The organism is Sphingomonas sp. R1 (assembly GCF_025960285.1).
Classification (GTDB): Bacteria; Pseudomonadota; Alphaproteobacteria; order Sphingomonadales; family Sphingomonadaceae; genus Sphingomonas.
The window spans coordinates 3,818,946-3,831,544 of the sequence record NZ_CP110111.1 but is presented as its reverse complement, the minus strand read 5'-3'; the positions used below and the strand labels follow the sequence as shown (position 1 = coordinate 3,831,544).

9 protein-coding genes are annotated in these 12,599 nt (G+C 65.8%); 3 read left to right on the top strand and 6 right to left on the bottom strand.

Annotation, left to right across the window (positions count from 1 at the left end; translation table 11 throughout):
• Nucleotides 1-50: 50 nt before the first annotated feature.
• The 5 genes from OIM94_RS18175 to OIM94_RS18155 form a co-directional block, all read right to left on the bottom strand.
• A complete protein-coding gene (locus OIM94_RS18175; RefSeq protein WP_264608060.1) occupies nucleotides 51-2,288 on the bottom strand; it encodes a TonB-dependent receptor in 2,238 nt (745 codons plus the stop codon).
• A 160-nt stretch (nucleotides 2,289-2,448) separates the two neighbouring features.
• Complete coding sequence (locus OIM94_RS18170; RefSeq protein ID WP_264608059.1) at nucleotides 2,449-4,836, bottom strand: TIM-barrel domain-containing protein; 2,388 nt, start codon at nucleotides 4,834-4,836, stop codon at nucleotides 2,449-2,451.
• Nucleotides 4,833-6,089: an MFS transporter gene (locus OIM94_RS18165; RefSeq protein WP_264608058.1), complete on the bottom strand. Its 1,257-nt coding sequence runs from the start codon at nucleotides 6,087-6,089 to the stop codon at nucleotides 4,833-4,835. Before OIM94_RS18165 ends, OIM94_RS18170 begins: the two co-directional genes overlap by 4 nt.
• Nucleotides 6,090-6,179: 90 nt before the next feature.
• A complete protein-coding gene (locus OIM94_RS18160; protein WP_264608057.1) occupies nucleotides 6,180-6,962 on the bottom strand; it encodes a DeoR/GlpR family DNA-binding transcription regulator in 783 nt (260 codons plus the stop codon).
• Nucleotides 6,962-8,500 (bottom strand): glycerol-3-phosphate dehydrogenase, encoded by a 1,539-nt coding sequence (locus OIM94_RS18155; RefSeq protein WP_413716368.1) that lies wholly within the window; start codon nucleotides 8,498-8,500, stop codon nucleotides 6,962-6,964. The genes OIM94_RS18160 and OIM94_RS18155 overlap by 1 nt, the downstream gene beginning before the upstream one ends.
• Nucleotides 8,501-8,604: 104 nt before the next feature.
• On the opposite strand from OIM94_RS18155, the gene glpK reads away from it, so the two are divergent.
• The 3 genes from glpK (at nucleotide 8,605) to OIM94_RS18140 (ending at nucleotide 11,081) form a co-directional block, all read left to right on the top strand.
• Nucleotides 8,605-10,089: a glycerol kinase GlpK gene (gene glpK / locus OIM94_RS18150; protein ID WP_264608056.1), complete on the top strand. Its 1,485-nt coding sequence runs from the start codon at nucleotides 8,605-8,607 to the stop codon at nucleotides 10,087-10,089.
• A 202-nt stretch (nucleotides 10,090-10,291) separates the two neighbouring features.
• The gene (locus OIM94_RS18145) at nucleotides 10,292-10,615 is read left to right on the top strand and encodes an ArsR/SmtB family transcription factor (RefSeq protein WP_264608055.1); all 324 of its coding nucleotides are present in this window, start codon (nucleotides 10,292-10,294) and stop codon (nucleotides 10,613-10,615) included.
• Entirely contained in the window at nucleotides 10,596-11,081 is a 486-nt protein-coding gene (locus OIM94_RS18140) for an SRPBCC domain-containing protein (protein WP_264608054.1), read from the top strand. Before OIM94_RS18145 ends, OIM94_RS18140 begins: the two co-directional genes overlap by 20 nt.
• 48 nt (nucleotides 11,082-11,129) lie before the next feature.
• Here the strand turns inward: OIM94_RS18140 and OIM94_RS18135 are convergent, their stop codons facing one another.
• Entirely contained in the window at nucleotides 11,130-12,539 is a 1,410-nt protein-coding gene (locus tag OIM94_RS18135) for a carbohydrate porin (RefSeq protein WP_264608053.1), read from the bottom strand.
• Nucleotides 12,540-12,599 lie beyond the last annotated feature (60 nt).

Here is a 12,599-nt window from a genome sequence, read left to right as displayed (position 1 = left end):
CCTCGATGCCGGGGCGGCATAGTGCTGCCGCCCCGGTTCACTCGCTCCTGTCAGTAATTCACGCCGAAACGGATGCCGGCATAGCGCCGGAAATCACGCGGGAGCACCACCTGGGTGGCGATCTGGTTGCCGAAATTGCCCGCGGAGTTGACCAGCGACGGGTAATATTGCTTGTCGAACAGGTTGTTGACGAACACCACCGCTTCCCAGCGGCGATTGTGGTCGCGCACGCCCGCGCTGAGGTTGAACAGGCTGAACGCCGGCTGGAAGGCTTGCGGATCCCGAGCGACATAATAGACGCTCGACTGATACTGCCAGCTTCCCTGCAGCACGCCGTTGAGCTTTTCGGTGATCGCCGGCGCGAAGTCGATGTTGGCGGACGCCTTCCACTCCGGCGCCTGCACGGCGCGCGTACCCGTGAGGTTCTGGCGACCGGGCGAGCCGGTGCAGCCCTGCGCCGCCGTCTGGGTCGGATAGCATTGGGCAACCGGGAACGAAGTGTAGGTGGCGTCGAGATAGGTCGCCGCACCGCTGATCGTCAGGTCGCGAGTGACGCGGGCCGCGCTCTCGAATTCGAGGCCCTTGGTGTTGAGCCCGCCCACATTGGTGAGGCGGAAATTAGTGGTGCCGTCTGCCAGCGTCTCGATCGACTGCGCCTGCAGGTCGGTATAGTTGGTATCGAAATAGGTGACGTTGAACGTCATCCGGCGCCCGAAGAACTGGGTGCGGACACCGAGTTCCTTGTCCTTCGACGTTTCCGGGCGGATTGGCCCTGCGGCCGCGCGGTTCTGGTTGAAGCCGGTCGTCAGATCGTAGGTCTGGCCCTTGTAGCCGGTGGCATAGCTGCCGAACACCATCACATCGGGCGTGGCCTGATATTGCAGGCCGAGGCGGTAGGTGGTCGCATTGTCGCTGGCATGGCCGGCATAGCTGGTGTTCGGGATGTTGTCCTTGAAGGTGTACTTCACACGCTCGTTCTGCGCGCGGCCGCCGACGGTGGCGGTCAGGTTCTTGACGAACTCCCAGTCGATCTGGCCGAACGCCGCGATCTGGCGCGAGCCCGAGGTCGCATACCAGTTGGCGAGCGAGAAGGAGGGGCCACGCAGGAACGGCCGCTGGAACCCGACATTGGCATAATAGATGCCCAGCGCGTAGCGGAACGCATCGGTCCCCGGCGACAGCACGCGGATTTCCTGGGTGAACAAACGCGACTTGAACGCGCCGACCTGGATGTTGCTGCCCTGCGGCACGGTGGCCGAGGTGTCGTCATGATCGAGATAGTCGTCGAGGCGGAACCTGTCGTACGAGGTCAGGCCCAGCACGTTCAGCTTGCCGATGTTGATGTCGGTACGCAGCATCGTGCCCCAGCCCCAATATTTGGTGCGGGACTCGTAGTTGTTGCTGACCGTCTGGTTCTTCTCGCTGATCACCACGCCCGGCAGCACGACGTTGCTGGTCTGCCCCGCAACACCGCGCAGCAGCGCCGTGGATGCCATGCGGATGAACGGGCGGCCCACCGTGGTGTTGCCGTTCAGATAGTTGCCGGAAAGCGTGAAGGTCAGGTCCGGCGAAGCCTTCCACTTCAGCTTGCCGCGGCTGTTGAAGGTCTCGCGGCCGTTGACCTGCTTGCCATTGAACAGGTTCTTCACGTTGCCGTCCCAGTTCGAATAGCTCGCCGACAACACGTAGCCGAGCTTGTCGTTGATCGGGCCGGTGACGCTGAAATTGCCTCCATATTCGCTGTCGTCGGTGGCCAGCAGGTTGGCCTTGACGTGAAAGTCGCTGGTCGGCTGCGTCGTCATGATCTTGATGAGGCCGGCAGAAGCCGCCTTGCCGTACAGCGTGCTCTGCGGCCCGCGCAGCACCTCGATCATCGCCACGTCGGGCAGATCGGTGAACGCGCGCGCCTGGAAGGCCAGCGGCACGCCATCGACCGTGACCGCGACCGAAGATTCCACGCCGATGCCGAAGGCGAACGTGCCGACGCCGCGCAGCGAGACGTTGGAGTTGACCGGGTGTTCGGCGGGGCGAACGGTCAGCGACGGGGCGACCTTGCCGAGATCCTGGAAGTGACGAACGCCCTGCGCCTCAAGCTGCGCCGGCGTCACCACCTGCACCGCGAGCGGCACGTTCTGGATGTTCTCGAAACGCTTCTGGGCGGTGGTGGTGACGATGATCTCTACATCGTCCTGCGCCGTCTTGGCGGCCGACTGGGCAGCGGCGGCGCCTGCGGCGGCCGTACCGGCCGCGGGACTTTCCGAAGTCTGCGCCTGCGCAGTTCCGGCCATGCACGCGGCAATCAATGCAGCATGCGCAACGGACAAGTGATAACCTTTCATTGATACTCCCCTTTTCCCGCAGGTTTGACCCGCCTTCTAATTCGGATGCTTGGATAATAAGTTAATCGCGACTCCAAGAAATATCGTGGAAACACGGACTCACGCCAAATTACGCTATGTACAGGCCATTTCGTTGCTCAAAGGCCACACCTGCGCCATCCTGCCCCTCGATCACCAACACATGATCGTTACCTGGCGGTAACAACAGGGTGATACCCGCCTCGGCCGGAATCGCGCCGTCCCGCGTCAGGCGCACGGTGACGGTGCCGGCTACCACCTGCCCTTCCACGCGCCAGCGGGTGACACTTCCCACCCCGTCGCCGGCGTCCTCGATCGCATCGCAGGCAAAGGTCCCAGCCCGTGGCGGGAACAGCCACAGCCCCCGGCGCATCGGCGCAGGACGCCAGCCGCCATCGGCAAGGTCGACCAGCATCGCCGAACCGGTCCGCGCGAACAGCGGCGGCGGCGCATCGAGGCTTGCCGCGACCGTCACATCGGCACCGCCCGCATAGGTCTCGCCGGACCAGACATGGGTCCAGTCGGCGCCCGCCGGCAGGTAGAGCCGACGTGTGCTGGCGCCCTGTTCCATCACCGGTGCCGCGAGCAGATTGGGCCCGAGCAGATGCTCGTCGCTTTCCTCCCAGCATCGCTGGTCCTGGGGGAACACCGCCCAGGTCGGCAGCACCATCGGCGCATAGTCCGCATGATAGCGCAGCAGCAGGTCATAGAAGAACGGCACCAGCCGCTGCCGCAACCGCATCAGCGCCTGGACCGCCGGAAGCGCCTGCGGATACATCCAGGGTTCGTTGACGGTGCGATCGTCGTTCCAGCTATGGATGCTGAAACGCGGCATCAGCACGCCTGCCTGCACCCAGCGCACAAGCAATTCTGCATCCGGCGCGGGGCCGGCAAATCCGCCCACGTCATGCCCGCTGTTCGAAACGCCAGAGAGCGCCAGACCCAGCGCCATGCGGGCATTGTAGCGCAGCGTCTTCCATTCGGTGCGATTGTCGCCGGTCCAGGTCTGCGCATAGCGATGCAGACCCGCCATGCCGGCGCGGGTCACCACATAGGGGCGTTCGTGCGGGCGTGCCTCTATCTGGGCCCGGCGCGATGCGCGCATCATCAAGAGCGGCTGCACCGGGCGCATCGCCGCGGCGGCCAGGGGCGACCCGAACCCGGCGAAGCGCGCGCGGGCGTCCCACACCTCATATTCGTTGTTGTCGTTCCAGGTCGAGCGGATGCCCTGGTCGAGCAGCGCCGACGTCACCTGCGCGCGCCACCAGGCGGCCGCGGCGGGGTTGGTGAAGTCGATATAGCTGCCGACCTCGTCCCAGAACTGCGCCTCGATCGGCGCGCCATCGTCGTCCGCGACGAAATAGCCGGCGGCGGCAACCGCATCATAGTGCGGATGGCTGCGCAACAGTGCCGGCTTGATATTGGGTACCAGTTCTACCCCTGCCTCGGCATAGCTCGCCACGAACGCCTTGGGATCGGGAAATTTGTCGCGATTCCAGTGGAACACGTAGCGCTTGGCGCCGATCGACGTGTAGCCCGAGGAAAGATGGAAGGACGTGCAGCCGATGTCATGCTCGGCCAGCTTTTCCAGGAACCCGGCCATCTGCACCGCGGCATCGGGCGCATCGGTATAGGTCATGGTCGATCCCGAATAGCCGAGCGACCAGCGCGGCATCAGCGCCGGCCGACCGGTCAGCCAGGTGAAGCGCCGGGTCACCGCCAGAGGATCCGGGCCCGCGATCATCCACAGGTCGAGATTGCCGTGATCGGCGACCATGTGGCGGTAGTACCCGTGATAATTGTCCAGCTCGCGCCCGAAATCGAAGGCGATGTCAGCGACACTGTCGTAAAAGGCGCCGTGGCAGCGGCCCGCCTCGTCGGCGACCAATACATAGGGGATGGACTTGTACTGCGGATCGCTGGTCTCCGCGTCATACCCCATGGGATCGAGATTGGTCAGGCGGAAGCTGCGGCCGGCGCGATCGGCATCGCCGGTGCGGTCCCCCAGGCCATAGAAGCGCTGCCCTGGCCGGCGCGCGACATAGTGATGGGTCCTGCCGTCCCACCAGCCGAAATCATAGGCATGGGTCGGGCGATCCTCGGCCATGGGCACCCATGCCTCACCGTCCCGCTGTTCCCAGCGGCACTGCAGACCATGCAGCCGCGCGGTGAGACGGATGCGGGGCGTTTCCAGCACCAGCTGTTCGGCGTCGCTGGTCAGTCGGTATCGGGGGCAGGTGAAGCCCGACACGGCCAGCCGGTCACGCCCAGGCTCGTCAATGTCGGACTGGCCCGGCGCGATCGCCCAGCTCGGCGGGCTGGTTACGGTGCCGTTCGCGAGCAGCAACAGGCGAACGATATCGTCCTCCAGCACGAACAGATGCGCGACGGCACCGGTATCCGATTCCAGCGTGACGCGGCCCTGCCCCTCGCCGGCAACGGCGAAAAACGGCGGATTGGATAGCGTGGCGCGTCTCATGTCGCGGACTCCGGGAGGCGAAGGTGGCGCAGCCCCGCGACCAGCACGAGCGCACCAAGAATGTCGAAGACGGAAAGCATGCCGAACAGCGGCGCATAGCCGATCTTGTCGGCCAGCTGGCCGATCAGCAGCGAGAAGAGCAGGCCGCCGGTCCAGCCGGCCTGGCCAATGAAGCCGTTGGCGGCCCCCACTTCCTCTGCCGTGAACACGTCCGCCGACAGCGTGTTGATCAGCACCGAGATCATCTGGTGCGCAAATCCGCCGATGCAGAACAGTGCGATCGCCGTATAGGGGCTGGCGGCAAGGCCGATACAGCTCGGCGCGATCATCAGCACCGCCGCCAGCGCCACACCCGTCACCCGCGACGCGATCAGCTTGAGACGGAAGCGCCGAACGAGAAACGGCGAAAGATAGCCCCCCAGCACACCGCCCAGATCCGCCGCAAGAAAGGGCAACCAGGCAAACAGCGCGATCTGCTTCAGATCCATCCCGCGCTCGCTGGCGAGGTAGAGCGGAATCCAGAAGCTGAAGGTCTGCCAGGCCGGCTCGGCGAGGAACCGCGGCACTGCGATGATCCAGAAGCGCGCCGTGCCCAGGATCTCGCGCGCCGAGGCGCGGCGGTCCAGCGGCTTGGGTCGCCCCTCGGCGATCAGCGCCAGTTCCTGCGGCGTGATCGCGGGATGCTCGGCGGGGCGGCGGTAAAAGGCCCACCAGCCCAGCGACCAGAACAGTCCCACCGCACCGGTGACGACAAAGGCCATCCGCCAGTCTGCCCACAGGGTCACGAAGGCGACCACCGGCACCGCCAGCAGCGATCCGAGCGACGTGCCGGCGTTGAACCAGCCCACCGCGACCGAGCGCTCCCGTGCCGGAAACCATTCGGCGATGGCCTTGATGCCGGAGGGAATCGCTGCGGACTCGAAGATGCCGAGCAGGCTGCGGAAAAACACCAGTGCGATCCAGCCGCCTACCAGGGCGTGCAGCATATTGGCGACCGACCACGCCGCGCCGAACAGCGCGAACCCTGCACGCAGGCCAATGCGATCAACGACCATGCCGGCCACCGGCTGCATGACGGTATAGGCGAGCTGGAAACCGCCGACGACATAGCTGTACTGCTCGGTCGACATGTGCAGCACGGTCTTGAGCTGCGGCGCAAGCACGCCCAGCGAATTGCGGGCGAGATAATTGGCAATGGTGCCGGCGCAGATCAGCCCGACGATCCACCAACGAAGATGGGCGATACGGCGCATAGACCTTCCACTGCCCTCCCTGAACGACCTTCCCCTGGTCGCCCTTATTTTTGCTTTGTCAGACCATCTTGCACATTTTGGCCTTACCAATCAAGCGCTGGTTTGATGTACCTGGACGCGCGCGGTGGCGCACGCCGCCGCGATCTCGGGATGTAGGAGACGATCGGTGACCAAATGATCAACGACGCCGATCTCGGCGATGCGGACGGGCGCGGGCCGGCCGAACTTGGTCTGGTCGGTCGCCAGGATCACCGAACGCGCCTGTTCGATGATCGTCTGGGACACGCGCACCTCGTCCATGTCGAAATCGAGCAGCGTGCCCTCGGCATCGATCGCCGAGGCGCCGATCAGCGCGAAGTCGAGCTTAAAGCCACGCAGGAAATCCATCGCCAGCGCGCCCACCACGGCGCGGTCGCTTGCGCGCACCCGCCCGCCTGCAACCACCACCTCGATCGTCGGCACGCCGCCCAGAATGTCCGCGACGTTCAGATTGTTGGTGACGACGAGAAGATGCCGATGATGCACCAGTGCGGCGGCGATCGCCTCGGTGGTCGTGCCGATATTGATGAACAGGCTGGCGCCGTTGGGGACCAGCGCCGCCGCCGCGACGCCGATCGCCGCCTTGGCCCCTGCTGCAACCTGGCGCCGCGCCTCGCGGTCGAGATTGTCGACACCCGATGTCACCACAGCCCCGCCGTGCACGCGCGAAAGCATCGCGCGGCTCGCCAGTTGGTTGAGATCGCGCCGGATGGTCTGCGGCGTCACTTCCAGCGCCGTCGCCAGCGCCTCCACCGTGACGCTCCCGGCGTGCCGCGCCAGCTCGAGGATACGCTGGTGCCGCAGGGCGACCAGATCGGGCAGGTCGTCGCCCATCAGGCCGATTTTGCCAACGTCCGGCGATCTTCGGCCAGATGCGCCTCCAGCCGAGCCTGCGTGCCCGGCGGCACGTGCAGGCCCAGCTTGCTGCGGCGATAGAGGATGTCCTCTGCCGTCACGGCCCACTCGTGCGCCCGCAGATACGCCACTTCGCGCAGGGTCAGTCCGCCGCCCAGATCGGTGCCGAGGTCGAACGGGGTCATCGCATTGCCGAGAAGAACGTCGACCCGCGTCCCGTAGGCGCGCGCGAGGCGCTGCAGCAGATCGGCGGGCAGACCTGGCCGCGCCTGCTGCAGCGCCGTCACATACGCATCGAAATCGCCCCCGGGCAGATCGCCGCCCGGCAGCGTGGCGCCTGCCGTCCAGGCCACCCCGGCCTTGGGGAAGAAGCGTGCCAGTTCGGCCATCGCATGCTCGGCAAGCTTGCGATAGGTGGTGATCTTGCCGCCGAAGATGCTCAGCATGGGGGCGCGCGCCTCGTCGCCGTCGAGATCGAGCACATAGTCCCGCGTCACCGCCGAGGCGCTACCGGCCTTGTCGTCGTAGAGCGGGCGGATGCCGGCATAGCTCCAAACCACGTCTGCCTCGCCCGGCGGGTTGGCGAAATAGCGCGCGGCAGTATCGAGCAGATAGCGCGTCTCCTCGGCGCTGATCTGGGCCTTGCCGGGGGCACCTTCCCACACCTGGTCGGTGGTTCCGATCAGGGTGAAGTCGCCTTCATAGGGAACGGTGAAGACGATCCGACGGTCGGGATTTTGCAGCATGAAGGCGTGTTCGCCATAATAGAGCTTGGGTACGACGAGATGGCTGCCCTTCACCAGCCGCAGCCCGCGATCGGCGATCACGTCCGGGGTGCGGCCCAGCACCTCCGAAACCCAGGGCCCGGCTGCATTGACCAGCGCGCTCGCGCGTATCTGGTGCTCGCCTGCTTCATCCGAGATCGTGGCGCGCCATTCGCCTCCCTCGCGACGTGCGCCGACCAGCGTGGTGCGCGTGCGGATGTCCGCGCCGCGCTCGGCCGCATCCATCGCGTTCAGCACGACGAGGCGGCTGTCCTCCACCCAGCAGTCCGAATAGACGAACGCCCTGCCCTTGGCCGTCTTGAGCCCGTTGCCGAAAGGCGTGCGCTGGAGATTGATCGTGTCGGTGCCCGGCAGCTTCTTGCGACCGCCGAGATGGTCGTAAAGAAACAGCCCCAGTCGCACCATCCACGCCGGACGCGGCGACTGAGTTTGCGGGAGCACGAAGCGCAGCGGCCAGATGATGTGCGGCGCCATGCCCCACAGCCGCTCGCGCTCGATCAGCGCCTCGCGCACCAGGCGAAACTCGCCATATTCCAGATAGCGCAGCCCGCCATGGATCAGCTTGGTCGAGGCCGAGGAGGTGTGGCTGGCGAGATCTTCCTTCTCCACCAGCAGCACCGACAGGCCACGCCCTGCTGCATCGCGGGCGATGCCGGCACCATTGATGCCGCCCCCCACCACCAGCAGATCGAAACGCTCCTCGGAATGCGCGGCCGTCATGGTTTGCCTCATGTTCGTTCCTTTTCGTTTATAGCAAAGCGAACTTGAAAACGAAAGCGTTGACGTTCGACCGAAAATCCAGCAGCGTCCAAACGAACAATGGAGGGGAAGTGCGCGTGGACCGGACTCACATTCTGGCGATCGATCAGGGGACGACCTCGACGCGCAGCGTGATCTTTGATTCGGCCGGCCGTCGCGTTTCCACCGCACAGACCGAGTTCGAGCAGCATTATCCCGGCCAGGGCTGGGTGGAACACGATCCCGAAACCATCTGGGCGGACGCGCTCGCCACCGCGCGGGATGCGTTGCTGAAGAGCGGCGTCAGCGCCGGCGGGATCGCCGCGATCGGCATCACCAACCAGCGCGAGACGACGCTCGTCTGGGACCGCGCGACCGGCGAGACGATCCACCGTGCGATCGTGTGGCAGGACCGTCGGACCGCCGACCGATGCGCGGAGTTGAAGACCGAAGGCGTCGAGGCCGAGGTGCGGTCGCGCACGGGCCTGCTGGTCGATCCCTATTTCTCTGCAACCAAGATCGGCTGGATCCTCGACCATGTACCCGGCGCGCGGGCACGGGCCGAGCGCGGCGAACTGGCCTTCGGCACGATCGACAGCTTCCTGCTCTGGCGGCTGACCAAGGGCGCGGTGCACGCCACCGATGTGACCAATGCCTCGCGCACGAGCCTGTGGAACATCCACAAGGGCGAATGGGATGCCGAATTGTGCCGCCTGTTCGGCATCCCGATGGCATTGCTGCCGGCGGTACATGACAACGCCCATGTCTATGGCCTGGCCGACCCCGAATGGTTCGGCGTGCCGATCCCGATCGCAGGTATGGCGGGCGACCAGCAGGCGGCACTGTTCGGACAATGCTGCTTCGCCCCTGGTACCGCCAAGTCGACCTATGGCACCGGCTGCTTCCTGCTGCTCAACACCGGCGACACGGCGGTGACGTCCGAGCACCGGATGCTCACCACCCCCGCCTACCGCCTGAACGGCCGCACCGCCTATGCGCTGGAAGGTTCGATCTTCGTTGCGGGTGCCGCGATCAAGTGGCTGCGCGACGGCATCGGCGTGATCACCCATGCCCGCCAGACCAACGACATGGCGACGCGCGTATCGGACAGCCACGGTGTCTACATGGTGCCGGCGTTCGTCGGCCTCGGCGCACCGCACTGGGATCCCGAGGCGCGTGGCGCGATCTTCGGGCTGACGCTCAGCGCCACCCAGGCGCATCTCGCCCGCGCCGCGCTGGAGGCGGTGGCCTATCAGACCTTCGATCTGGTCCGCGCGATGGTGCAGGATGGCGGCACCCGCCCCGCGATCCTGCGGGTCGATGGTGGCATGGCAGCCAATGACTGGCTGTGCCGATTCCTGGCCGACATCCTCGACGTCGCTGTCGAGCGACCGGACGATCTGGAGACCACCGCCCGCGGTGCCGCGTTCCATGCCGGCCTCGCGGTAGGGCTGTGGTCCGGGCTGGACGCGCTGTCGGCGATCTGGTCGCGGCAGGCCTGCTTCGAACCGGCGATGAACGCGGACCACCGCACGACACTGCTCGCCGGTTGGCATGACGCACTCCGGCGCACGCTGGGGTAACCACAATTGCACCCCCTTCTCCTCCTGGGAGGAGGGGGTGCGGTGGAGCGATGCCAAAACATTGGTCGGTCTCGGCGAGACGCCGCCCCACCCCAACCCCTCCCCTGAAGGGGGCTAACAAGGGCATTGCCTTCCCCTCCGCCTTCACTTAACACTGAACCAAATGGTTCAGTATAACGGCGCTGACCTCGACGCATCCTTCATGGCTCTCTCGGATGCCACCCGTCGCGGCATCCTTGAGCGGCTCGGGCGCGCGGAAAGTTCGGTGTCGGCGCTGGCGGGTGCCTTCGACATGACCCTTACCGGCATGAAGAAACATATCGGCGTTCTCGAACAGGCGGGCCTGGTCACCACCGATAAGGTGGGCCGGGTGCGCACCTGCCGGCTGGGCGGCCGCGGTCTGATGGCGGAGGCTGCCTGGATCGAGGGTCTGCAGCAGCTTTGGGAAGCGCGGTTCGACGCGCTGGACGAAATCGTAGAGGACCTCAAACGCAAGGAGCAGTCGGATGGGCCTGAGCATGCATGATTCCGCAACGTCGCGGACCAAGGTGGAACGCACCTCCGATGTGGATCTCGTCGTCCAGCGCAGCTTCGACGCCCCTGCCCGGCTCGTCTTCCAGGCCTGGAGCAACCCTGAGCTGTTCCGTCGGTGGTGGGTTCCCAAGTCGGTCCCCATCGCGCTGCGCACGTGCGAGATGGATGTGCGGACCGGCGGCACCTACCGGCTCGAATTCGGCGCGGACGAAGGGCAGGTTCACGCCTTTTTTGGCCGCTACCTGGAAGTGATTCCCGACGCCAAGATCGTCTGGACCAACGAGGAGGGCGCGGACGGCGCCGTTACCAACGTCACCTTCGAGGAAGCGGCGGGGAAGACGCTGGTAACCTATCACGATCGCCACGCGTCCAAGGAGTCGCTGGACGAGGCCTTCGTCGGCATGGAAGGCGGGATCGCCGAGCAGTTCGAGCAGCTGGCGGACGTGCTCGCGGGGTGAGCCCTTCTCCTCAGGCCCCTCCCCGAAGGGAAGGGGTCTAGTCTCCGGTCAGAGCGTCACTGCGAACTTCAGCCCGAGCACGCCGACATCCTTGGCGTGCTTCACTCCGCCAGGCTGGTGAATCCACTGCACGTTCGGCTGAAGCACCAACCATTCGGTCGGCGAGACGCTATAGTATAGCTCTGCCGCATATTCGGCATCGCGGGCCGGCTTGCCGGCGAGGCGATCGGCGGTCTCCATGCGGCCGTTCACGTTGGTGCGCGCCACCGCCAGCCCGATCACGTCGCCCGGCAGGCTCGGCGCCAGCCCCTTGTAGAAGAGCCCCAGCGATACCTGATTGTCCGTCAACGTCGTCGCGCGGTCGGCAAAGGTGACATTGGCGAACATGCTGAAGCCGGTAAGCGCGCGGCCGTCCTTCGAGGTGCCGGTCAATTGCTGCTGGACGCTGGCGAACACGCCGTAGCGGCTCGAATGCTGGAGCGGTGCCAGGCCGGTCACCGCGCGCGGCTGGCGGTTGACGTCCAGAAGGAGATCGTCGCCATCTGCCGTGGAGATCCAGCCTCCCAGCTTGTACGAGCCGACCCGCCCCTTGTCCCCGCCGCGCGTCCAGCCGATTTCGGCAGGCAGCAGCACGCCGGTCGCGCCCGTGAGATGGCCGATGAAGAAGGTGCTCTCCAGATTGCGCGGATTCACCTCATAGGCCCCGCCCTGCACGTACACGCCCGGTGCCACATCGACATGGACGTTGGCGCCCCATTGGCTCACCGGCCAGTTATACCAGTAATCGCCCGCCAGATTGCCCGGCTGTGCACCGCAGAAGCTCAGGTTCTGGAAGTGGCAGGAGAAGACCGCGAAATCCTCGCCGGGATTGGTGCGGCCGAGCTTCAGTTCCACCTTGTCGCCCAGCTTCTGCTGGAGCCAGAACTGGGTCAAGCGGACGGTCTGGCCACGACCATAGACTTCCTGCACCTGCTGCAGCGCGCCGAGGCCAGCGGTGGTGGTCAAGTCGATGCCGCGGCGCCACGTGACCGTCGTTTGCAGTGCTGCCCCGCCCCAGCCGACGAGCTTGTCGAGATCGAGCAGGGCGCCGACGTCGAACTGGCCGGTCTCGGCAACAAGATTTCGCTCGCCCCCGGTGACGTTGTACGCCGTTTCGGAAGCATAGCGCGCCGACAGCCCGATGCCGCGCTCGCCCATGCGGGTGCGGATATCCTGCCAGTCGCCGATCAGCCCCGGCGGCGGCGCACTCTGCGTGTCCCCGGCCAGCGACGACGGTGACGGATCGCGCGGATGGAGCGCATGGCTGCGTGCGCGACGCTGGGTATCGGCCCGGGGACCGGCGCTCGCATCCTGCTGCGTGGCATCGGGCTTTGGCTTGTCGATCTCATCGGCCGGCGGCGGCGGCGCGCCGACATCCACCTGCTGTGCCAGTACCGGCGTAGCCAGACCCATGCTCATGATCGCGCAAAGGGCAACGTGCCCCCTGCGCCAACGCCCGCGCTTCATCCCTGATCCTTT

Coding starts and splice junctions, on each gene's coding strand:
- OIM94_RS18175 (WP_264608060.1), bottom strand. CDS start 2,288: ATGGCCGGAACTGCGCAGGCGCAGACTTCGGAAAGTCCCGCGGCCGGT.
- OIM94_RS18170 (WP_264608059.1), bottom strand. CDS start 4,836: ATGAGACGCGCCACGCTATCCAATCCGCCGTTTTTCGCCGTTGCCGGC.
- OIM94_RS18165 (WP_264608058.1), bottom strand. CDS start 6,089: ATGCGCCGTATCGCCCATCTTCGTTGGTGGATCGTCGGGCTGATCTGC.
- OIM94_RS18160 (WP_264608057.1), bottom strand. CDS start 6,962: ATGGGCGACGACCTGCCCGATCTGGTCGCCCTGCGGCACCAGCGTATC.
- OIM94_RS18155 (WP_413716368.1), bottom strand. CDS start 8,500: ATGAGGCAAACCATGACGGCCGCGCATTCCGAGGAGCGTTTCGATCTG.
- OIM94_RS18145 (WP_264608055.1), top strand. CDS start 10,292: ATGGCTCTCTCGGATGCCACCCGTCGCGGCATCCTTGAGCGGCTCGGG.
- OIM94_RS18140 (WP_264608054.1), top strand. CDS start 10,596: ATGGGCCTGAGCATGCATGATTCCGCAACGTCGCGGACCAAGGTGGAA.
- OIM94_RS18135 (WP_264608053.1), bottom strand. CDS start 12,539: ATGAGCATGGGTCTGGCTACGCCGGTACTGGCACAGCAGGTGGATGTC.